Origin of the sequence: Caldimonas tepidiphila (assembly GCF_003569765.1) — a bacterium.
In the GTDB taxonomy this organism is placed as follows: domain Bacteria; phylum Pseudomonadota; class Gammaproteobacteria; order Burkholderiales; family Burkholderiaceae_C; genus Caldimonas; species Caldimonas tepidiphila.
This window is the reverse complement of sequence record NZ_QXMG01000014.1, coordinates 72,696-94,770: the sequence shown is the minus strand read 5'-3', so window position 1 is coordinate 94,770 and position 22,075 is coordinate 72,696. Positions and strand designations below refer to the sequence as shown.

Sequence of the window (22,075 nt, the reverse complement as noted above, 5' to 3'; positions counted from 1 at the left end):
GGCGCGTCGAGCCCCGCCTAGCCGAGCCGCACGATCCTCGCCACCGAGGGCACGCCGTCGCGCAGCAGGAACAGCATGTAGTGGCCCGAGGGCACGCTGGTGTGCCGCGGCGACACGGTGCGGATGCCGCCGTCGGCGCGCGTGATCTGCGTCGAGCGGAAGAAGGACTGGTTCATGTCGTTGGTGTGCGTGACCGAGGGCAGCCGCACCCAGCTCACCGCGTTCACGACCGCCGCGTCGGGCGTGCCGACGAAGAGCTCGACGCCCTTGCCGACGCTCGCCGGCGCCGACGCGATGGTCGGGCGCGGCGTGCCGGTGAAGAGGTAGGGCGGCGAGTAGATCTCCGACTGCGTGTAGCCGTTGCCCCCGGTCACGAACACCCGCGCGTCGGGCAGCAGCAGTGCGATCGAGTGGTACCAGCGCGGCGTGTAGGCGGTGGCCATCTCGCTCCAGCGGCCGGTGGCCGGGTCCCACAGCTCGGCCGTGCGCACCGCGAGCGCGGGGTCGCGGTTGTTGAAGCCGGTGCCCCGCGTGCCGCCGGTGGCGAGCACCCGTCCGTCGGGCAGCACCGTGGTGCTCATGTGGCGGCGCGGCCACTGCATTGAGCCCACCGCGCGCCAGGCGGGGCTCGCGGCGTTGAGGTCGATCACCTCGGCGGTGGCGGTGGGCGGGTCGCCCCCGCCGACGGCGAGGATGCGGCCCGGCGCGTACATCACCGCGCCGCCGTAGCCGCGCCCGCCGCCGAAGCTGCGGTTGCCGACCACGCTCCAGGTGCCCCAGCCGCCGCAGTCGAGGTAGCGGGTGGTGACGCCCGGGCCGGCGTTGAAGACGCGGCCGTTCGGCGCGAGGAACATGTAGGGGTAGAGCGGCAGCTTGAGCTGCGCGCTGTTGAGGCTCTGCCAGCGCCCGAGCGCGGACTTCCAGACCTGGGGCACCGGGTTGGCGCCGGTGCTCGTGTCCACGCTGCCGGAGACGACGAGCACGTCGCCGCTGGCCAGCAGCGTGGTGGTCGGGTACCAGCGGCCGAGGTTCATGCGCGGCAGCCGCGTCCAGGCGTTGCCGGCCGGGTCGTAGATCGCCGCCTCGGCGAGCCCGACGTTGTTGCTGATGTGGCCGCCGGTGACGAAGAGCCGTCCGTCGGGCAGGAAGTTGTGGCCGCTGCAGAACAGGTCGAAGCCTGCGCGGTTGCGCGCCGACAGCACGCCGGTGGCCGGGTTCCAGACCCGCGGGTCGTCGCCGTTCACGCCGCCGTCGCCCGGCCACATCATCACGTTGGCGTCGGGCAGCACGTGCATGTGCACCGGGAAGTAGGGCAGGTTCGGGCCGTTCTGCCAGCGCCCCCCGATCGAGGGCGTGGTCACGGCGGCGGAGGCGGCGTGCGGCAGCAGCGCGCCGAGCGGGGCCGCGAGCGCGGCGCCGCAGAGGCGGCGGCGGGCGATGGAATCGGGCGTCGTCATGGGCTCTCTTCTCCCTTGCTCGCTTGTCAGCGCTGAGGCCTGAGCACGACGACGCGGCGCGGCAACTCGTGGTCGCCGTGGTCGCCCCCGTCGTGACCGGCGCCCGGCGCATGCTCTTCGGTTTCCTGCGCGATCGCGACGATCGAACCCCGGTCGTTGATGCCCAGCGCCTCCACCAGCACCGCGCCCGGCAGGGAGACCAGCGCGTTGAGGTCGGCCATGCCGCCGCGCGGGGTCCACAGGAAGGCGCGGTCGCCGGCCGGGCCGCGCGAGCTGCCCACCACGTCGCCGCGCGCGTTGATGTCGTGCGCGCGGCTGTCGGTGTCGCCCGGCAGCGCGCCGAGGTCCTGCAGCCCGCCCCGGCCGGCCTCCCACAGCACTGCGCGGCTGCGGTTGGGCGCGCCGTCGGCGCCGAGCGCGTTGCCGACCACGTCGCCGCGGTTGTTCGTGGCGAGCGCCTCGCTGCCGGCGAAGCCCGGCAGCGTGCCGAGCTCGACCGCCTGGGCCTTGGCGGGCCAAATCACCGCGCGCGCGGGCTGCTCGCCGACGCTGCCGACCACGTCGCCGCGGTTGTTGACGGCGAAGGCGCGGCTGTCCGTCCCCGGCGGCGAGGGCAGCAGCTGGATCTCGCCGTTGCGCGTCCACCAGACCGCGCGCACGCCCTCGGCGCCGCTGGAGTAGCCGACCGAGTCGCCGCGGGCGTTGATGCCGTAGGCGATGCCGCCGGTGTGGCCGGGCAGCACCGGCAGCGCGACGAAGCCGGCGCGGCGCATCGAGCGGAAGGGCCGGATCGCGACATCGCCGTTGAAGGCGCCCGCGACCTCGCCGTCGTCGTTGAGGCCGTAGGAGGCGCTGAAGTCGCGGCCCTGCAGCGCGGGCAGCTCGATCGCGCCGCCGGCGGTGAGGATCAGTGCGCGCGGCGCCGCGTTGCGGCCCTTGCCGCGGCTGATGCCGGCGGCGATCTCGTCTCGACCGTTGATGCGCCGCACGACCGGGCTGTCGCCCGGGTCCTCGATGCGGGCGTACTCGGTCACGCTGTAGCGGCTGCCGCCCGCGGGCTGCGCGCCCAGCGGCGGCACGGCGAGTGCGGCGAGCGCCAGGGCCGCCGCGCCACGGCGCAGGCATTGCATGAGGCTTGGACAGGACATCGTGTACGGCACCCTTGCAACGATGGAACGGATACGGCCTCGTGGAAAAGGCCGGGGGATATTCGAAAGGGCCCCCCTTGATTCCGGGGGCGGGCTCAAGCAACCGGCGTCGAGTGGAATATATCCCCCTGAACGACGGGGCGGATTCCGCCTTCGGGACAATGGTTTTTATCGAGCCGGGATTGAATATTTTTCTCGTTCGACAATATTGAACGGAGAGCGGCAAAAAGGCGGTGAAGAAGGGGCGCTCCCGGGGGAAGGGGCCGGAACGGTATGAAACTGTTCAGCGCCGGATGCGACGAATTGAAAATGCCAAGAAGGCGAGGCCGGTCAGCATCAATACATATTCTTGCGGTTCCGGCACTGCGGTTACCTGCAATCCGCGTATCACGACATAGGCGTCGGACATCGTGAAATAGCTGATGTCGGCCGAATCGTGCACGAAGCCATGGAATTCACCCGCGTTCTCGGTGTCGGAGGGCGAGCAGCCGGGAACGGGAGTGCAGGGACTGGAGAAGCCGAGCGTGCGCGAGTCCAGCAGGCGGCGCTCGGCATCGTAGATCGCCAGCGTGAAGAGGCCGGCCGGCGGCGCATAGTTCAGCAGCGCGCCGACGCCGCGCACCGGCGTGTCGAAGGCCACCGTCATCGTGCCCTCCGCGGCACCGAGCGCCGCATAGGGGCCGGCGGCGCCGCTCCAGTCGCCGTTCTCGCCGAGGTTCTGGCGCCGCGTGTCGCCGAAACTCGACGCGAGCGAGGTCGCGCTCCAGGTGACGCCCTCGGCGAAGGTGACGGGACCGCGCGTCTGCGGCGCACGCAGCACCGGCATCCCGATCGGCATCGGGGACGGCAACGAGGTCACCGGGACCGCGACTGCCGCCGCGCCGAGGAGGGCGAAGCCCGCCGCGACGGCGGCGCGTGCAACTGAGGAAATGTCCATCGCGGGCCTCCCTGCGACATCGTGCGGCCTGGCGCGGGTCGATCGGGACCCGCGCGATGCAGTGTTCGGGGCAGGGGGCGGCCCGCTCCCCCCGATGTCGGGGGGCGGGGCGCGTCAGGCGGCGTCGAGCGTCTCGGTCTCGGCGCTCTTCGGCGCGCCGCCGCCCAGCCAGTGGCCGAGCCGGTCACGCTTGGTATTGAGGTAGGCGCCGCTGTCGGCGGTCGGCGCCACCTCGTGCACCTCGCGCTGCGAGACGGCGATGCCCTGCTGCTGCAGCGCGAGCATCTTCATCGGGTTGTTGCTCATCAGGCGCACCGAGCGCACGCCCAGGTCGCGCAGGATCGCCGCGGCCGCGTCGAAGCGGCGCGAGTCGACCGGCAGGCCGAGCGCGAGGTTGGCGTCGACGGTGTCGAGGCCCTGGTCCTGCAGCGCGTAGGCGCGCAGCTTCTGCGTGATGCCGATGCCGCGCCCCTCGTGGCCGCGCATGTAGATGACGACGCCCGCGCCCTCCTCGGCGATGCGCTGCAGCGCCAGCGCGAGCTGCTCGCCGCAGTCGCAGCGCAGCGAGCCGAAGATGTCGCCGGTCAGGCACTCGGAATGGATGCGCAGCAGCACGTCGCGGTCGGCCACGTCGCCCTTCACGACCGCGACATGCTCCTCGCTGTCGTCACCGGCCTTGTAGGCCAGCATCGTGAACTCGCCGAAGCGGGTGGGCAGCCGCGCAGCCGCGGCGCGCTTCAGGGGGGACGGGGCTGCAGTCGGCGCGTTCAACAGGGACTCCAAGAAGGACAGGGGCAGGACGGGGCGCGGCAGGCTCGGGAGCATGCCGCGTCCGCGCGCGGGTGGCCATTGTCGGGCCTGTGCGGCTCGCGTGCAGCAAAAGGTCCTCACGAACCCGCGCAGGGGCGGGGAATCGCGCACGCCGGTCCGTGCCCGCAGGCAGCGGGAGGGCATTGAAATGCTGCGCCTCGCGTGTCGGAATTGCATGCCCGCGCCTGCAGGATCTGCCGCCGATTGCCCGCCGAGGCATGCAGCCGGATGCCTGCAGCCGCGCCTGTACTGCGCGTTTCCTGCAGGGAGATGACAGCAGAGATTTCATTCGTGACGAGTTGGCAGCCGGGGCGCGGACGGGTACAGGCCTTGCCGCCCCCCGCATCAACCCCCGCCCCGAGGAGCCCGTTCGATGCCGAAGAAACTGCGCAGTGCTCCCGATGGAGCCTCCGTTCTGGAGATCGAGACCTCGAGCGGCAGGCTGCGCCGCTACCTGCTGCCTGCGGGCATGTCGACCGCCGCCCGCCTCGCCTTCCTGTCGAGCCCGCGCCTCGCGCCGATCGAGGCGCACATGGAGGAGTGCGGCCGCGGCGAGGACGGCGAGGGCGCCGTGATCTTCGCGCTGCACAAGCTGGCGATGGACCTGATGGCGCGCTTCCCCGCTGCCGACGGGGGCGATGCCTCGCCGCCGGCACTGGCGCCGCTGCCGCTGCCGGTGGCCCGGGTCGTGATCCGGCAGTGCAGCCCCTCGGTGTTCGTCTACTGCACCCACTACCTCGACGAGTTCGTCTGCCGCGAGGAGCGGCTCGACAGCGTCGACGAGGCACTCTCGGCGGCGCTGGCGCTGCTGCCGCCGGAGGCCGGCGCGGTCGAGCTCAGCTACGAAGGCATCGTCTCGGGCACCTATCCGCGACCGATCCTGGACCGCGACCCGGTGCGGGCGGCGAGCGACGCGGTGCGCACGAAGGCGGCGATCGACGAGGTCTGCGGCCGCGAGCCGCCCCCACGGCGCGGCGGCGGCCCGATGTCGATGTTCTGAAGCGCAGGGGCGGCGGGCCGGGCTCAGGGATTGGGGGCGTCGGGCCGCGCGTGGCGGAGCACTTCGCCCCATTTGGCCGCCTCGTCGGCCATGAAGCGCTCGAACTCGTGCGGCGTGCTGCCGATCGACAGGGTGCCCAGCGCCTGCAGCCGGGCCCGCACCGTGTCGCGGCGCAGGACGTGCGCGACGGTCGCGGACATGCGGTGGACCACCGAGACCGAGGTGTCGGCCGGCGCGAGCATGCCGGCCCAGCTGCTGGCGGTGAAGCCGGGCAGGCCCTGCTCGCCGAAGGTCGGCACCTCGGGCAGCGCGGGCAGGCGCCGCTCGCTCGCGACGCCGATCAGCCGCACCTGGTGGCGCAGCCCGGTGGCGAGCAGGCCGGCGGCGGCCTCGAAGCAGAGATGGATCTGCCCGCCGGCCACGTCGACGAGCGCGGGCACCGCGCCGCGGTAGGGGATGTGGACCATCGAGATGCCGGTGAGCGCCTGCAGCAGCTCGGCCCCCAGGTGCGAGGCCGAGCCGCTGCCGGCGGAGCCGAAGTTGATGCGGCCCGGGTTGCGGCGCGCGTGCTCGACCATCTCGGCCACCGTCGCGAAGGGGGCGTTGCGGTGCACTGCGGCGACCAGCGGCGACAGGCCGACGAGCGACACCGGCTCCAGGTCGAGCTGCGGGTCGTAGGGCAGGCGCTGCTGCGAGCCGGCCTGCGCGGCGAAGGCGGGAAACACGAGGCCGAAGCTGTGGTCGTCCGGCCGCGACTTCGCGAGCTGCCCGACGCCGACGATGCCGTTGGCGCCGGGCTTGTTCTCCACGACGAGGGGCTGGCCGAGCTGCTCGCGGAACTCCTGCGCCAGCAGCCGTGCGATCAGGTCGCTGAAGCCGCCGGGCGGCTGCGGCACGATCAGGCGCACCGCCTTGCTCGGCCAGTCGGGGCGGGCCGCCGCGCCCTGCGGGAGCGAGGCGCCGAGTCCGGCGGCGAGCAGCCCGAGGCTGAACTGGCGGCGGGTGTACTGCGGCACGGGCACTCCTGGTGGCGGCGGTTCGGGCCCCCACCTTCGCCCGGGGCGGCCGGCGCTGTCAACGGGCGGCTGCCCGTTTGCGGCCCCGGGCGGCGCAGGACCCCGCGGGCGCGGGGTGCGACCTCAGTCGACGCTGACCTTCGCGTCGCGGATCACCTTGCCCCACTTCCCGGTCTCCTCGGCGATGAAGCGCTCGAAGGCCTCGGGCGTGCTGCCCACCGGGATGGTGCCCATCGCCTCCAGGCGTGACTTCACGTCGTCGAGGCGCACGATGCGAGCCACCTCCTCGGACATGCGCTGCACCACCTCTTTCGGCGTGCCGGCCGGCGCGAGCATGCCGGCCCAGGTGCTGCCGGTGAAGCCCGTCACGCCCTGCTCGATGAAGGTCGGCACCTCGGGCAGCGCGGGCAGGCGCTGCTCGCTCGCGACGCCGATCAGCCGCACCTTGCCCTGCTTGCCGGGGTTGATCAGCCCCGAGGCGGCGTCGAGGAAGAGCTGCACCTGCCCGCCCATCAGGTCGGTCAGCGCGGGCGCGGCGCCTTTGTAGGGGATGTGGACCATCTGGGTGCCGGTCATCGACTTCAGCAGCTCGGTGCTCAGGTGCACCGCCGAGCCGTTGCCGCTGGAGGCGTAGCTGATCTTGTCCGGGTTGCGGCGCGCGTACTCGATCAGCTCGCGCGCGGTCTTGAACGGCGCCTCGTTCGGCACCGCCGCCACCAGCGGCGAGACGCCGATCAGCGACACCGGCACGAGGTCCTTGCGCGGGTCGTAGGGCAGCTTGCCCTGGTAGAGCGTGGTGTTGGCCGCGTAGGCGGCGATCACGACGCCGAAGGTGTGCCCGTCGGGGGGCGACTTGGCGACGTTGTCGACGCCGATCAGGCTGTTGGCGCCGGGCTTGTTGTCGACCGTGACCGTCTGGCCGAGCCGCTCCTGGAGCTTCTGCGCGACGAGCCGCGCGGTGACGTCGGTGAAGCCGCCGGGCGGGTAGGGCACGACGATGCGCACCGGCTTCGAGGGCCAGGCGGCCTGCGACTGCGCGAGCACGCCGGGCGCGGCGAGGCTGGCGCCGGCGGCGAGCAGGCCGAGGCTGAATTGGCGGCGGTCGAGTTGCGTCATGGTGTCTCCTCCTGGGGGGTGGGGCGGGCGCGCGGGGCGTCAGGCCTCGCGCTCCCGGTGGGGGGATCCTGGTCCGCGCTCAGCGCATCGGGCCGTGGGCCTCGCGCAGCTCGCGCTTGAGCACCTTGCCGATCGCGCTGCGCGGCAGCTCGTCGAGGCGGTGCAGCGCGGCCAGGCGCTGCGTCTTGCCGACGCGCTCGTTGGTCCAGCGCAGCAGCTCGTCCTCGGCGATGGCGGCGCCCTCGCGCAGCACGACGAAGGCCACCGGCGTCTCGCCCCACTGGGTCGACGGCACGCCGACCACGGCCGCCTCGGCCACCTCCTCGTGCGTGCGCAGCACCGCCTCGAGGTCGCTCGGGTAGATGTTGAAGCCGCCGCTGATGATCATGTCCTTGCGCCGGTCGAACAGCGTCAGGAAGCCGTCGGCGTCGAAGCGGCCGATGTCGCCGGTGCGGATGAAGCGTTTTCCGGACGGGTCGTACCACTCGGCCTCGCGCGTCATCTCCGGCTGGCGGTGGTAGCCGCTCATCATGCCGGGCGAGTGGCCGACCACCTCGCCGGCCTCGCCCGGGCCGACCTCGCGGCCCTGCTCGTCGATCAGGCGGATGTCGTGGCCGGCGGACGGGCGGCCGACCGTGTGCAGCTTGTCCGGGTGCTCGTGCGCGACGAGGATGCAGGTGCCGCCGCCCTCGGTCATGCCGTAGAACTCGACCAGGCCGCCGGGCCAGCGCCGCAGCACCTCGGCCTTCAGCTCGGCCGAGAAGGGCGCGCTGGTGCAGAACTTGGCGCGGAAGCTCGACAGGTCGTGCCGGTCGAACTCCGGCAGCGCCATCAGCCGCTGGTACTGCACCGGCACGAGCATCGTGTGCGTGGCGCGGTGGCGCTCGGCGAGCGCGAGGTAGCCGGCGGCGTCGAACTTCGGCATCAGCACCACGGTGCCGCCGAGCGCGATGGTCGGGAAGAAGGCCACCAGCGTGGTGTTCGAGTACAGCGGCGTCGCCAGCAGCGTGACCGCGTCGGGGCCGTAGCCGTAGGCGCGGCCGCGCTGCACGTGCATCCAGCGCATGCCGTGCGGCTGCACGATGCCCTTCGGCATGCCGGTGGTGCCGGACGAATAGATGATGTTGAACGGGTCGCCGGGCTGCACCTCCACGGGCCGCGGCCGGCTGCCCGCGGGTGCGAGCCAGTCGTCGAAGGCGCGGCCGGGCGCGCTCGCGTCGAGCGCGACGCAGCGCCCGTCGCCGCCTTGCAGCAGCCCGCTCGCGAGCGCATCGACGAACAGCAGCCGCGCGTCCGCGTCGGCCACCATCGACGCGAAGCTGGCGGCGGTGACCGAGGGCGCGATCGGCGCGACCACCACGCCCGCGCGCAGCGCGCCGAGAAAGAGGGCCGCATAGCGCGGCGACATCTGCGCGCAGATCGCGATCGTGTCGCCCTCGCGCAGGCCGTCGCGCTGCAGCGAGGCGGCGATGCGGTCCATCAGCGCGTCGAGCGCGGCGTAGTCGAGCCGCTCGTCGCCGCCGATCAGCGCCGCATGCTGCGCGCGCGTCGCGGCATGGCGGCCGATCAGGTCGGAGACGGTGGCGAAGGGGGCGTCGAGGAGCGGGTCGGTGGTCGTCATCGGGATCGTTTCGGGGCAGGGGGCCCGGCTCAGTAGCCGGCGGCGCGGTCCACCGCGTGTTGCGGTCGGCGTCCGGCGCGCACCGCGTGCAATGCCTCGATGCACTGCCGCGCAACCACGTCGTCGGCCGCCTGCGCGGCGATGTGCGGCGTGGCGAGCACCTTCGGATGCGTCCAGACCCAGTTGTCGGGCTTGGGCGGCTCGCGCTCGAACACGTCGAGCGCGGCGCCGCCGAGGTGGCCCTCGTCGAGCAGCGCGCGCAGGTCGGCTTCGACGAGCTGCTCGCCGCGGCCGACGTTGATCACGCAGGCGCCCTGCGGCAGCTGCGAGAGGGTCGCGCGGTTCAGCAGGCCGCGGGTCGCGTCGGTCAGCGGCAGCGCGCAGACCAGGATGTCGCTCTGCGCGAGCAGCAGCGGCAGCCCCTCCGGGCCGGCGAAGCCGCGCACGCCGCTCACGTCCTGCGGGCGGCGGCTCCAGCCGGCGACCGGGTAGCCGAGCGGCAGGAAGGCGCGCGCGATCGCCTGCCCGACGGCGCCGAGGCCGAGCACGCCGACGCGGCAGCGTTCGGACGGACGCACCGGGTGGCGGCGCCACTCGGCGCGCGCCTGCTGCGCGGCGTAGAGCGGGAGGTCGCGCGTGAAGTGCAGCGCGCAGGCCACCACGTACTGCGCGATCTGCACGCCCTGCTGCGGGTCCACCACGCGCGTGATGGGCAGCCCGGGCGGCAGGTCCGGCGCGGCGAGCAGCTTGTCGACGCCGGCACCGGTCGAGCACAGCACGCGCAGATTCGGGTAGGCAGGCAGCACGCCCGGCTTCATACGCCACGCGAGCACCGCCTCGACCGCGTCGGGCGAGGGCGGCGGCTGCTGCTCGGTCCAGACCGGCATGTCGGGCGCGGCGCGGCGCAGCGCGTCGGCGAAGGGTTCGGACGGCAGCGGATGGGACAGCACGAGGATGGCCATGGATCTCCTCGTGTGTTCAGGCGTCGTAGCCCGGGCTGCGGCGGTCAAGCCGGCGCAGCAGCCCCGGCCAGACGAGGTTCGAGCCCTGGCCGCGCGTGACCTCGCGCATCTGCTCGGGCATGCCGTCGATGATCTCCTGCGGCACGCGCCGCAGCCCGCTGCCGCCGGCCTGCGCGAGGATCTGCACGCGGCAGGCGGCCTCGAGCATGTACATCGCCTGGAAGGCCTCGGCGACGCTGCGCCCGCAGGTCAGCAGCCCGTGGTTGCGCAGGATCATGTGCCGCGCGCGCCCGAGATCCGCCACCAGCCGCGCCTTCTCGGCCTCGCGCAGCGCCAGCCCCTCGTACTCGTGGTAGGCGAGGCTCGTCAGCGCGAAGGTGGACTGCTGCGACAGTGGCAGCAGCCCCTCCTGCTGCGCCGACACCGCGGTGCCGTGCAGCGTGTGGGTGTGCAGCACGCAGTTCACCTCGGGCCGCGCCTCGTGCACCGCGCTGTGGATCACGAAGCCGGCTGGGTTGACGGGGAAGGGCGTGTCGAGCAGCGGGCGGCCCTCGTGGTCGACCTTCACGAGGCTCGACGCGGTGATCTCCTCGAAGAACAGCCCGTAGGGGTTGATCAGGAAGTGATCGGGCTCGCCCGGCACGCGCGCCGAGATGTGCGTGTAGACGAGGTCGTCCCAGCCGAACAGCGCCACCAGCCGGTAGCACGCGGCCAGGTCGACCCGCATCTGCCATTCCTCGGGCGAGACGCGGCCGCGCAGCGAGGGGATCTCGGGGAGTCGGTTCATGCGCGCGTGCTCCTCCTCACTTCGGGGTGGCGAGGCCCAGGCGCTCGATCAGGCCGCGGTCCTTCTCGAAGGTCTCCATCGCCCACTTGCGGTACTCGTCGCCGGTGCGGTACCAGGCCTGCTGGTTCAGCTGTTCCAGCACCTCGACGTGCTTCGGGTCTTCCATCGCCTTCTTGAACGCGTCGTGCAGCGTCTTCACGACCGCCGGGTCCATGCCCTTCGGGCCGACCAGGCCGTAGGGCGAGGTGGAGACCACGCCGTAGCCCAGCTCCTTGGCGGTGGGCACCTCGGGCCAGCGCTTGGTGCGCTGCTCGCCGAAGGTCAGCAGCAGGCGCATCTGGCCGTTGTCGACGAACTTGTCCCAGCCGCTGGCGTCGCTCTGCGCCATCACGTGGCCGCCGAGCAGCGCCTGCTGCAGGTCGGCGTTGCCCTTGAAGGGGATGTGGTTGAGCTTCACCTTGGCGTTGCCGGCGAGCTCCTCCATCAGCAGGTGCGGCGAGGTGCCGTTGCCGGTGGAGCCGTAGTTGATCTGGCCGGGGTTCTTGCGCGCGGCCTCGATGTAGTCGTTGAAGGACTTGAAGGGCGAGTCCGACTTGACTGTGAAGCCGAAGGTGTAGCCCGACACGCCCATGATGAAGGTGAAGTCGTTGATCGGGTGCCAGTTCGTCTTCTGCATGTGCGGCACGCGCAGCATGCCCATCGGGAACTGGGCGATCGTGTAGCCGTCGGGCTTGGCGGTCATCGCCATCGACGAGGGGCCGAGCGTGCCGCCGGCGCCGGGCTGGTTCTGCACGATGATGTTCTGGCCGAGGTGCTTGGAGGCGATCTCGGCGAGCGTGCGCAGGTGTCGGTCGGTCGAGCCGCCGGCCGGCCAGGGCACGATCAGCGTGATCGGCTTGCTCGGGTAGGCCTGGGCCTGCGCGGTGCCGAAGGGCGCGGCGATCGCGCCGGCCGCGGCGGCCAGCAGCAGCGCACGGCGCGACAGCGAGAGCTTGGTGTGGGGCTTGCGGTCCATCTGTCTGTCTCCTCTGGGGGGTCTGTGTCGGTGGGGGGAATGTGGCGCGCGCCTTCAGCGGGCGGCGCGCTCGGCCTCGCGCTGCTGCAGCTCGCGCCACTGCACCTTGCCGGTGCCGGAGCGGGGCAGCGAGGGGACGAACTCGATCAGCCGCGGCGCCTTGTAGGCGGCCATGTGCTCGTGGGCCCAGTCGATCAGCTCCTGCTCGCCGACGGACTGCCCGGGCTTCAGGACGACCAGTGCCTTGACGGTCTCGCCGCGGCGCGCGTCGGGTGCGGCGATCACGCAGGCCTCCTGCACCGCCGGGTGGCGGTACATCAGCGCCTCGACCTCGGCCGGCCAGACCTTGAAGCCCGAGGCGTTGATCATGCGCTTGAGCCGGTCGACCATGAAGAAGTAGCCCTCCTCGTCGATGCGCGCGAGGTCGCCCGTGCGCAGGAAGCGCTTGCCGTCGATCTCGACGAAGGCCTCGCGCGTCGCCTCGGGCTGGCGCCAGTAGCCCTGCATGACCTGCGGGCCGTGCACGACGATCTCGCCGACCTCGCCGTCGGGCACGGGCGCGAGCGTCGCGGGGTCGATCAGCCGCGCGTCGACGTCGAACACCGGGATGCCGAGGCACTGGGGCTTGGGGCGGTGCGGTGGGTTGATGTGCGTGGCGGCCATCGTCTCGGACATGCCGTAGCCCTCGACGAAGTCCAGCCCGGTGAGCTCGCGCAGCTTGTGCGCCACCGCCTCGGGCATCGCCGCGCCGCCGCCGCGCAGCGCCTTCAGGCTCGAGAGGTCGTGCCCGGCAAGGCCCGGGTAGGACAGGAAGTCGATCACCATCGTCGAGATCGACTGCCAGATCGACACGCGGTAGCGCTCGATGCAGCGCGCCGCGGCCTCGCGGTCCCAGCGCGGCAGCACGACGATGGTGGCGCCCGCGTAGAGCGGGCCGTTGAGGCTGCCGGACAGGCCGGTGACGTGGAAGAAGGGCAGCGCTGACAGGTAGACCGCGTCCTGCGTGCGCGAGAACCAGCTCACGCCGCCGACCAGGGTGCTCATCACGCTGCGGTGCGTGTGCATGCAGCCCTTGGGCGCGCCGGTGGTGCCCGAGGTGTAGGGCATCACGCACAGGTCCTCGGGACCGGCCTCGTACGCCCCCGGCCGCAGGTCGCGCGCCAGCATCTCGCTCCACAGCGTCACGCCCGGGCCGGCGATCGGCTGGCGCAGCGCGCGCACGAAGTCCGGCACCGCAAGGTCGGTCTCGCGCGTCAGCGCGTCGGCGTAGCAGGCCACGACGACATGCCGCAGGCCGGGCTGCGCCGCGTCCGCGTCGCCCCCGGTCAGCAGCGGCTCTGCTTCAACATACAGGTCTTGCGGAAGGAAGGCCACCTGCGCACCGCTGTCCTCGACGTAGTGGCGCAGCTCGTCGCGGCGGTTCATCGGGTTGACCGGCACCACCACCGCATCGGCGCGCAGGATGCCGTAGAAGGCCATCGCCCACTGCGGGCTGTTCTGCATGTAGAGCAGCACGCGGTCGCCGCGCTTCACGCCGCATTCGCGCTGCAGGAAGCCGGCGATGCGCTCGGCGCCGTCCCGGAACTCGGCGAAGCTCGTCGGCGAGTCGTAGAAGACGATGAAGGGCTTGTTCGGGAAGCGCGCGGCGGAGACCTCGACGTTGTGGAAGAGGTGCGTCTGCGGCAGCGTCAGGTGGTGCGGCAGCGCGGGCGGCCAGTGCGCGAGATGACGGTCGGACATCGGTACGGCAATCCGGTGTGGAACCAGCGGGCGTCTCGGCGACGCGGGCGGCACGCCGCGAAGCGGGCCGGGGTGCGGTTCGAAGTTCTGCGGTGCGGAAGCAAATTTCGAATCCGATGCATCCTAGCGAGGGCCTTCCGGCTTGTAAACAGGGCACTTCCCGCAGGTGGGCATGCGCTGGACAAGGGCGCGGGCGGGGGCGATGACACGCGCGGGAACGGGCGGGGAGAGGAGCTGGGGGAGGCGCGCAGGGAGGCGCGCAGGGCGGCGCCGGCCGCGTGCGCAGGCCGGCCGGGGGGGGAGGAGAGAGCGGGGGAGCGGCGGCGCGGGCCGCCGCCGGGGGCCTCAGCGCATCAGCGCGGCCTCGAGGCGGTGCACCGTCTCGATCAGGCGCGGGCGCACCTCGTTGATCAGGTGCTCGCGCGACACGGTGTAGGACGGGCCGCCGCAGTTGATCGCCATCGGCGGCAGGCCGCCGCCGGGGTGGAAGGCGCGAGCGATCGCGTTGACGTCCTTCTGCCAGTCGCCGAAGGAGCAGGTCACGCCGAGGTTGCGGTAGTCCTCCAGCGAGCGGTCGATCGCCTGGCGGATCTCTGGCCAGGCCAGCTCGTCGAGCTCCTCGACGCGCTCCATGAAGTCCTGCCGCTCGCGCTCCGAGATGACCGCGAGCCAGGAGCGGCCCATCGCGGTCAGCGCCACCGGGATGCGCGAGCCGACGTCGAGCGCCAGTGTCAGCGCCGAGGCGCTGCGACAGTTCTCGACGTAGATCATCGACAGCCGGTCGCGCGTGCCGAGCGAGACCATGGTGCGCGTCGCGTCGGCGAGCTCCTGCATCAGCGGGCGCGCGATCTGGCGCACGTCGAGCTTGGCGAGCATCGCGCTGCCGAGCGACAGCGTCGCGGTGCCGAGCCGGTACTTGCCGCTGTCCTCGAGCTGGATCAGGTAGCCGAGCTTGGTCAGCGTGTAGGTCAGGCGCGAGACGGTGGACTTCGGCAGCTTGCAGCGCTGCGCGATCTCCTGGTTGCCGAGCGTCTTCTCGCCCGAGCGGAAGCAGGCGAGCACCTCCAGCCCGCGGGCGAGGGCGGTGACGAAATGGCGGTCTTCCTTGATCGCGCCGGGTTTGGGGGCGGCGTTCCTGGCGGCCGGCTTCTGGTTCTGCGTGCTCATTTCCATATTGTCGCGTTCCTCTGCGCAAGGGCGGCGGCGCCCGGGGGGCGGGAGGGGGGCGCCGCCGTGGTGAAAGACGCCTTCCGGGTTGCGCCGGTTGACAGCTTCGGCTTCAGGGCCAAGAATCGTTTGAATTCAAAAAACAGAACTTGGTTCTGCAATGCAGTCTAGGCACCGAGGGCCTGCTGCGCAAGGAGTGAAAACGATGGGTGAGGCAGGCGGGGGTCCGCAGCTGGGACTGGTCGGCGCCGGCGTGATGGGCATGGGCATCGCGCAGATCGCGGCGCAGGCCGGGCTCGAGGTGCGGGTGCACGACGCGCGGCCGGGCGGCGCAGCGCAGGGCTGCGAGCGGCTCGCGCAGACGCTGCGCGGGCTGCAGCAGCGCGGCAAGCTGAGCGAGGCGCAGGTCGCCGAGGCTGTCGCGCGGGTGCGCCCGGTCGAGTCGCTCGCGCAACTGGCGGGCTGCGACCTGGTGGTCGAGGCGATCGTCGAGGACCTGGACACCAAGCGCGCGCTGTTCGCCGAGCTCGAGCCGATCGTCGGCCCGGACTGCGTGCTCGCCACCAACACCTCCTCGCTGTCGGTGACCGCGATCGCCGCGGGCCTCGCGCGCCCGCAGCGCGTCGCCGGCTGGCACTTCTTCAACCCGGTGCCGGTGATGAAGATCGTCGAGGTCATCGACGGGCTGCAGACCGACCCGGCCGTGGGCGAGCGGCTGATGGCGCTGGGGCAGCGCATGGGCCACACCTCGGTGCGCGCCAAGGACACCCCCGGCTTCATCGTCAACCACGCCGGTCGCGGCTTCGGCACCGAGGCGCTGCGCATCCTGGCCGAAGGCGTCGCGGAGTTCCACGACGTCGACCGCGTGCTGCGCGACGTGGCGGGCTTCGTGATCGGGCCCTTCGAGCTGATGGACATCACCGCGCTCGACGTCTCGCACCCGGTGATGGAGTCGATCTACCACCAGTACTACGAGGAGCCGCGCTACCGGCCGCAGCCGCTGACGCGCCAGATGCTCGCCGCGGGGCTGGTCGGGCGCAAGGTCGGGCAGGGCTTCTACCGCTACGAGGGCGGGCAGCGCCAGGCGATTCCCGAGGCGCCGGCGCCGCAGGCACGGCCCGCGGCCGTCTGGCTCGCGCCCGACGCGCCGCAGGCGCTGCGCGAGCTGGTGGCGGGCCTCGGCGTGCCGCTCGACGCCGCCGCGACGCCGGGCGCGGAAAGCCTGTGCGTGGTCGCGCCGGTCGGCGACGACGCGAGCGGCTGCACGCACCGCCTCGGCCTCGACGCCCGCCGCACGGTCGGCGTCGAGACGCTGTTCGACTTCTCCAAGCGCCGCGTCGTGATGACGACGCCGGCGACGACGCGCGAGTTCCGCGACGCCGCGCACGGCCTCTTCGCCGCCGACGGAGTGCCGGTGACGGTGATCCGCGACAGCGCCGGCCTCGTCGCGCAGCGCGTCGTCGCGCACATCGTCAACATCGCCTGCGACATCGCGCAGCAGCGCATCGCCACCCCGGCCGACATCGACCGCGCCGTGAAGCTCGGCCTCGGCTACCCCTTCGCGCCGCTCGCCTGGGGCGACCGGCTCGGTGCGGCCACCGTGCTCGCGATCCTCGAGCGCATGCACGCCTTCTCGGGCGACCCGCGCTACCGTCCCAGCCCCTGGCTCAAGCGGCGCGCGCTGCTCGGCCTGTCGCTGCTCACCGAAGAGAACTGACCGATCGACCCGACGGAAGAAACCACCATGGACCTCCATTTCACCCCCGAAGAACAGGCCTTCCGCGAGGAGGTGCGCGCCTTCCTGCGCGACAAGCTCCCCGAGGCGATCCGCGCCAAGGTGATGAACAGCCAGCACCTGACGCGCGAGGAGCACCTGCAGTGGCAGCGCACGCTGCACGAGCGCGGCTGGGGCGGCCCCGGCTGGCCCAAGGAGTTCGGCGGCCCGGGCTGGAACGCGGTGCAGCAGTACATCTTCGAGGAGGAGTGTGCGGCGGCGGGCGCCCCGCGCCTGATCCCCTTCGGCATCAAGATGGTCGCGCCCGTCATCATGGCCTTCGGCTCGCCCGAGCAGCAGCGGCGCTTCCTGCCGCGCATCAGCGCCGCCGAGGACTGGTGGTGCCAGGGCTACTCGGAGCCGGGCGCGGGCTCGGACCTCGCCGCGCTGAAGACGCGCGCGGTGCGCCAGGGCGACCACTACGTCGTCAACGGCCAGAAGACCTGGACCACGCTCGGCCAGCACGCGGACTGGATCTTCTGCCTGGTGCGCACCGACCCCGAGGCCAAGAAGCAGTCCGGCATCAGCTTCCTGCTGATCGACATGAAGAGCCCCGGCATCACGGTGCGCCCGATCATCACGCTCGACGGCGCGCACGAGGTCAACGAGGTCTGGTTCGAGGACGTGAAGGTCCCGGTCGAGAACCTCGTCGGCGAGGAGAACAAGGGCTGGACCTACGCGAAGTTCCTGCTCGGCCACGAGCGCAGCAACATCGCCGGCATCGGCATCGCCAAGCGCGAGCTCGCGCGGCTGAAGCAGATCGCCGCGAGCGAGCGCAAGGACGGCCGCCCGCTGCTGGAGGACCCGCTGTTCTCCGCCAAGGTCGCGCAGGTCGAGATCGACCTGATGGCGCTCGAGATGACGAACCTGCGCGTGCTGTCGGCCGAGAACGAGAAACGCGCGCCGGGGCCGGCCGCGTCGATCCTGAAGATCAAGGGCACCGAGATCCAGCAGGCGATCACCGAGCTGCTGGTGCAGGCGGTGGGTCCGTACGGCATCGGCTTCCAGCCCCGGGCCGCCGCCGGCGAGGAGGAGGCTGTCGGGCCCGATTACGCCGTGCCGCTCGCCGCCCACTACTGCAACATGCGCAAGCTCTCGATCTTCGGGGGCTCCAACGAAATCCAGAAGAACATCATCTCCCAGATGATCCTCGGCCTGTAAGGAACGCACCATGGACTTCAGCTACAGCGAAGAGCAGCAGCAGCTGCAGGATGCCGTCACCCGTTTCGTGCAGGGCGACTACGGCTTCGAGCGCCGCAAGCAGATCGTGGCGAGCCCCGAGGGCTTCAGCCGCGAGGTCTGGTCGGGCCTCGCGGACCTCGGCGTGCTCGCGATGACGGTGCCGGAGGCGCACGGCGGCCTCGGCTACGGTGCGGTCGAGACCCAGCTCGCGATGCAGGCGATGGGCCCGGCGCTGCTGGTCGAGCCGGTGCTCGCCAGCGCCGTGATCGCCACCGCGCTGGTGCGCGACTTCGGCGACGCGACCGCGCAGGACGAGCTGCTGCCGGCGATGGCCGCCGGCGAGCGCATCGTCGTGCTGGCCCACGAGGAGGCCGCGGCGCGCGGCGAGGTCGCCCGGGTCGAGGCCACGGCGCGGCGCGACGGCGAGGGCTGGCGGCTCGACGGCCGCAAGGCCATGGTGCTGCACGCCGACGCGGCCGACGAGCTGCTCGTCTCGGCGCGCATCGAGGGCGCGCCGGGCGACCCGGCCGGCGTGAGCCTGTTCCGCGTGCCACGCGGCACCGCGGGCGTGACGCTGCGCAGCTGCGCGACGATCGACGCGCGCCGCGCCTCCGACATCGAGCTGCGCGACGTGCGCCTGCCGGCCTCGGCGCTGCTCGGCGAGAACGGCGGCGCGCTGCCGGCGATCGAGCGCGCGCTCGGCATCGGCCTGGCGGCGCTGTGCGCCGAGGCCGTCGGCGTGATGCAGGCCACCGTCGACGCGACGGTCGAGTACCTGAAGACGCGCCAGCAGTTCGGCCGTCCGATCGGCAGCTTCCAGGCGCTGCAGCACCGCACCGCCGACATGCTGCTGCACCTGGAGCAGGCACGCTCGATGAGCCTGCTCGCGGCGATGCGCTGCACCTCGGCGGACGATGCCGGGCGCCGCATGGCCCTGTCGGCAGCGAAGGTCGTGGTCGGCCAGGCCGCGCGCTTCGTCAGCCAGCAGGCGGTGCAGCTGCACGGCGGCATGGGCATGACCGACGAGCTCGTCGTCAGCCACTGGTTCAAGCGCCTGCTCGCGGTCGAGCTCGCCTTCGGCGGCACCGACCACCACCTCCAGCGCTTCGCCCGGCTCAGCCAGCGCGCCGCGATCGAGGCCGCCGCCGCCGCTTGACAGCCGCAGCGCGGCGCCGAACATTTCCATTTCACGCCCGGCGCGCCTGACGCGCGCCGGGCGCCCCCTTCCGGAGACCCGACATGTCCCAAAAGTCCTCACCCTTCCAGTGGGATGACCCGCTGCTGCTGGAGCAGCAACTCGACGCCGAGGAGCGCGCCGTGCGCGACGCCGCACGCGCCTACTGCCAGGACCGGCTCGGCCCCCGCGTGCTCGAGGCCTTCCGCCACGAGAAGACCGACCCGGCGATCTTCCGCGAGATGGGCGAGCTCGGCCTGCTCGGGCCGACCATCCCCGAGCAGTACGGCGGCGCCGGCCTGAACTACGTCTGCTACGGCCTGATCGCCCGCGAGGTCGAGCGCGTCGACTCGGGCTACCGCTCGATGATGAGTGTGCAGTCCTCGCTCGTGATGGTGCCAATCAACGAGTTCGGCAACGAGCAGACCAGGCAGAAGTACCTGCCGAAGCTCGCCAGCGGCGAGTGGATCGGCTGCTTCGGCCTGACCGAGCCAGACCATGGCTCCGACCCGGGCAGCATGGTCACGCGCGCGAAGAAGGTGCCCGGCGGCTACAGCCTCACGGGCGCGAAGATGTGGATCTCCAACAGCCCGATCGCCGACGTGTTCGTCGTGTGGGCCAAGGACGACGAGGGCAAGATCCGCGGCTTCGTGCTGGAGAAGGGCTGGAAGGGCCTGTCGGCGCCGGCGATCCACGGCAAGGTCGGCCTGCGCGCCAGCATCACCGGCGAGGTGGTGATGGACGAGGTGTTCTGCCCCGAGGAGAACGCCTTCCCCGAGGTGCGCGGGCTCAAAGGGCCCTTCACCTGCCTGAACAGCGCGCGCTACGGCATCGCCTGGGGCGCGCTCGGCGCGGCCGAGGACTGCTGGCACCGCGCGCGCCAGTACGTGCTCGATCGCAAGCAGTTCGGCCGCCCGCTCGCCGCGAACCAGCTGATCCAGAAGAAGCTCGCCGACATGCAGACCGAGATCACGCTGGGCCTGCAGGGTTGCCTGCGCCTGGGCCGCATGAAGGACGAGGGCATCGCCTCGGTCGAGATCACCTCGATCATGAAACGCAACTCCTGCGGCAAGGCGCTCGACATCGCGCGCCTGGCGCGCGACATGATGGGCGGCAACGGCATCAGCGACGAGTTCGGCGTGGCGCGGCACCTCGTGAACCTGGAGGTCGTCAACACCTACGAGGGCACGAACGACATCCACGCCCTGATCCTCGGCCGGGCCCAGACCGGCATCGCGGCCTTCGCGAACTGAGTCCGGCGCGGGGCGGCGCCGCGAGCGCCCCCTGCTTGCCTTCCTCTGCTGCGGCGTCCGCCGCAGCATTCCCCGAACGCTTCCTTCCTCCCCCCCTCATCCCGCCCCCGCCGGCTCGGCGCAGGCCCGGGAGGGCGGTGCATGTCTGCCTTTTTTCCGGAGCTCATGTTCTGCCTTGCAGAATTTAAGGGAAAGCGATGAGCCGGTTTCATCGCTGGGAACATTTACCAATGTCAATGAAATCCACAAAATCGGTGCAGCCGCAGCAGTTTCGAAAGAAAGATTGATGTTCTGCAATGCGGTATTTATTCAAATATGAGGAGACAGCATGTACCGGAAACTCTCGAGCGTCGCGGCGGCGCTGCTGGCCGTCGGCCTGCTCCAGGCCTGTGGAGGTGGCGACGATGCCGCCCCGCCCGCGGCAGCGCAGCCGGAGGAGACCCGCGAGCAGGACAAGCGCGTGTTCACGATGAATGCCCAGGCGCTGCCCTTCGACGCGCTGGCCGATGCGCCGGAAACCGATCGCTGGTGGGGGCTGCTCGGCAAGAGCGGCTACCGCATCGAGGTGCCGAGGAACTGGAACGGCATGCTCGTGATGTACGCGCACGGCTACAACGGCATCGGTGCCGAGCTGCGCGTGACGCCGCCGTCGATCCGTCGCCACCTGATCGAGCAGGGCTACGCCTGGGCCGCGTCGAGCTACTCGACGAACTTCTACGACGTGCGCGCCGGCGTCGAGGACACCAACGCGCTCGCCCTCGCCTTCAACCGCATCGCGCAGGAGAAGGGCCGGGCGCTCGCCGCGCCGAGGAAGGTCTACCTGATCGGCCACTCGATGGGCGGGCACGTGACTGCCGCGGCGATCGACGAGGAGGCCGCGCGCACCGCGAACCACAAGATGAGCTACCACGGTGCGGTGCCGATGTGCGGCGTGCTCGGCGACACCGACCTGTTCAACAACTTCGCGGCCTACCAGGTCGCCGCGCAGCAGCTCGCCGGCCTGCCGGCCACGAGCTGGCCGGTGACGAACTGGAGCGCGATCCAGCCGCTCGTGAGGGATGCGCTGTTCTCCTCCTTCCCGGCCACGACGACCCCGCTCGGCGACAAGTACAAGGCAGTGGTGCGCAATCTCTCCGGCGGCGCGCGCCCGATCTTCGACCAGGGCTTCGCGCATGCCGGCCTGCACGCGACGGTCTGGGGCACCTTCGGGCGCGACGGCAAGATCAACGGCATCCTGAACCAGGATCTGGTCAGCACCGAGGGCATCGTCTACCAGCTCGACAACGACCCCGCGCAGAGCGTCGAGGAGCAGGCCTTCAACGCCTCGGCCTACCGCGTCAAGGGAACGCCCGAAGCCAACCGGCTGCGCCGCGACGGGCTGCGCTGGGTGCCGAAGACGAACGGCAACTTCCGCATCCCGGTGGTGACGATCCACACGCTCGGCGACCTGTACGTGCCCTTCAGCATGGAGCAGATCTTCAAGCGCCGCGCCGACGCCAACGGCAGCGGCGACTTCCTGGTGCAGCGCGCGATCCGCAGCCCCGGTCACTGCGACTTCACGGTCGCGGAGCAGGTCGCCGCCTTCGACGCGATGGCGAACTGGGAGCAGAAGGGCGTGAAGCCCGAGGGGGACGACGTGCTCGACGCCGCGAAGGTCGCAGACGCGGCCTACGGCTGCCGCTTCACCGACAACCGCACCGGGACGGACGACAACCCCTCGCTCGGCACGCTCCGCGCGTCCTTGCCGGAGTGCCCGAGGCCCTGACCGGGCCTGCCGCCGGATCCGGGAGACCGGGTCCGGCGAGCGCATTCTTGCCCTCTGCCCATCGATGTGAATTCCGCCGCATCGGCCCGCTCCGGGATATTCTGTTTGATGGAAGGGGTTGTAGGGTAAACGCTACAATTCTTTCCACTTG

At 71.6% G+C, this 22,075-nt stretch carries 18 protein-coding genes; 6 read left to right on the top strand and 12 right to left on the bottom strand.

From position 1 onward, the window contains the following. Positions 1-17: 17 nt before the first annotated feature. From D3A59_RS11810 to ribA, 4 genes are all read right to left on the bottom strand, one after another. The gene (locus D3A59_RS11810) at positions 18-1,457 is read right to left on the bottom strand and encodes a galactose oxidase-like domain-containing protein (protein ID WP_119155131.1); all 1,440 of its coding nucleotides are present in this window, start codon (positions 1,455-1,457) and stop codon (positions 18-20) included. 26 nt (positions 1,458-1,483) lie between these two features. After that, a complete protein-coding gene (locus D3A59_RS11805) occupies positions 1,484-2,587 on the bottom strand; it encodes a hypothetical protein (RefSeq protein WP_119155130.1) in 1,104 nt (367 codons plus the stop codon). 301 nt (positions 2,588-2,888) lie between these two features. After that, the gene (locus D3A59_RS11800; RefSeq protein WP_157991503.1) at positions 2,889-3,542 is read right to left on the bottom strand and encodes a PEP-CTERM sorting domain-containing protein; all 654 of its coding nucleotides are present in this window, start codon (positions 3,540-3,542) and stop codon (positions 2,889-2,891) included. Between the two features lie 114 nt (positions 3,543-3,656). Further along, a complete protein-coding gene (ribA, locus tag D3A59_RS11795) occupies positions 3,657-4,316 on the bottom strand; it encodes a GTP cyclohydrolase II (RefSeq protein WP_473206068.1) in 660 nt (219 codons plus the stop codon). Between the two features lie 409 nt (positions 4,317-4,725). On the opposite strand from ribA, the gene D3A59_RS11790 reads away from it, so the two are divergent. Further along, positions 4,726-5,352 carry a hypothetical protein gene (locus D3A59_RS11790; RefSeq protein ID WP_119155127.1) on the top strand — a complete coding sequence of 209 codons (627 nt, stop codon included), beginning with the start codon at positions 4,726-4,728 and terminating at the stop codon, positions 5,350-5,352. A gap of 23 nt (positions 5,353-5,375) precedes the next feature. Here D3A59_RS11790 and D3A59_RS11785 read toward each other — a convergent pair whose 3' ends face one another. From D3A59_RS11785 to D3A59_RS11750, 8 genes are all read right to left on the bottom strand, one after another. Then, positions 5,376-6,368 carry a tripartite tricarboxylate transporter substrate binding protein gene (locus D3A59_RS11785; RefSeq protein WP_240636033.1) on the bottom strand — a complete coding sequence of 331 codons (993 nt, stop codon included), beginning with the start codon at positions 6,366-6,368 and terminating at the stop codon, positions 5,376-5,378. A gap of 123 nt (positions 6,369-6,491) precedes the next feature. Then, entirely contained in the window at positions 6,492-7,484 is a 993-nt protein-coding gene (locus D3A59_RS11780; RefSeq protein ID WP_119155125.1) for a tripartite tricarboxylate transporter substrate binding protein, read from the bottom strand. 79 nt (positions 7,485-7,563) lie between these two features. Beyond that, positions 7,564-9,105 (bottom strand): class I adenylate-forming enzyme family protein, encoded by a 1,542-nt coding sequence (locus D3A59_RS11775; protein WP_119155124.1) that lies wholly within the window; start codon positions 9,103-9,105, stop codon positions 7,564-7,566. 29 nt (positions 9,106-9,134) lie between these two features. Beyond that, on the bottom strand, positions 9,135-10,067 hold the full coding sequence (locus tag D3A59_RS11770) for a 2-hydroxyacid dehydrogenase (RefSeq protein ID WP_119155123.1): 933 nt from the start codon (positions 10,065-10,067) through the stop codon (positions 9,135-9,137). A gap of 16 nt (positions 10,068-10,083) precedes the next feature. After that, positions 10,084-10,854, bottom strand: coding sequence for a class II aldolase/adducin family protein (locus D3A59_RS11765; protein WP_119155122.1), 771 nt, complete (start codon positions 10,852-10,854; stop codon positions 10,084-10,086). Between the two features lie 16 nt (positions 10,855-10,870). Then, complete coding sequence (locus D3A59_RS11760) at positions 10,871-11,869, bottom strand: tripartite tricarboxylate transporter substrate binding protein (RefSeq protein WP_119155121.1); 999 nt, start codon at positions 11,867-11,869, stop codon at positions 10,871-10,873. Positions 11,870-11,923: 54 nt separating this feature from the next. Continuing rightward, entirely contained in the window at positions 11,924-13,609 is a 1,686-nt protein-coding gene (locus D3A59_RS11755) for a long-chain fatty acid--CoA ligase (protein WP_119155120.1), read from the bottom strand. Positions 13,610-13,954: 345 nt separating this feature from the next. Continuing rightward, on the bottom strand, positions 13,955-14,782 hold the full coding sequence (locus tag D3A59_RS11750; protein ID WP_419187249.1) for an IclR family transcriptional regulator: 828 nt from the start codon (positions 14,780-14,782) through the stop codon (positions 13,955-13,957). Positions 14,783-14,981: 199 nt separating this feature from the next. Between D3A59_RS11750 and D3A59_RS11745 the strand changes: the two genes are divergently transcribed. From D3A59_RS11745 to D3A59_RS11725, 5 genes are all read left to right on the top strand, one after another. Further along, complete coding sequence (locus D3A59_RS11745; RefSeq protein ID WP_119155119.1) at positions 14,982-16,493, top strand: 3-hydroxyacyl-CoA dehydrogenase; 1,512 nt, start codon at positions 14,982-14,984, stop codon at positions 16,491-16,493. A 27-nt stretch (positions 16,494-16,520) separates the two neighbouring features. Next, positions 16,521-17,711, top strand: coding sequence for an acyl-CoA dehydrogenase family protein (locus D3A59_RS11740; RefSeq protein ID WP_119155118.1), 1,191 nt, complete (start codon positions 16,521-16,523; stop codon positions 17,709-17,711). A gap of 10 nt (positions 17,712-17,721) precedes the next feature. After that, positions 17,722-18,888, top strand: coding sequence for an acyl-CoA dehydrogenase family protein (locus D3A59_RS11735; RefSeq protein ID WP_119155117.1), 1,167 nt, complete (start codon positions 17,722-17,724; stop codon positions 18,886-18,888). An 83-nt stretch (positions 18,889-18,971) separates the two neighbouring features. Next, positions 18,972-20,159, top strand: coding sequence for an acyl-CoA dehydrogenase (locus D3A59_RS11730; protein ID WP_119155116.1), 1,188 nt, complete (start codon positions 18,972-18,974; stop codon positions 20,157-20,159). Positions 20,160-20,487: 328 nt separating this feature from the next. Next, positions 20,488-21,924 (top strand): lipase family protein, encoded by a 1,437-nt coding sequence (locus D3A59_RS11725; RefSeq protein ID WP_119155115.1) that lies wholly within the window; start codon positions 20,488-20,490, stop codon positions 21,922-21,924. Positions 21,925-22,075 lie beyond the last annotated feature (151 nt).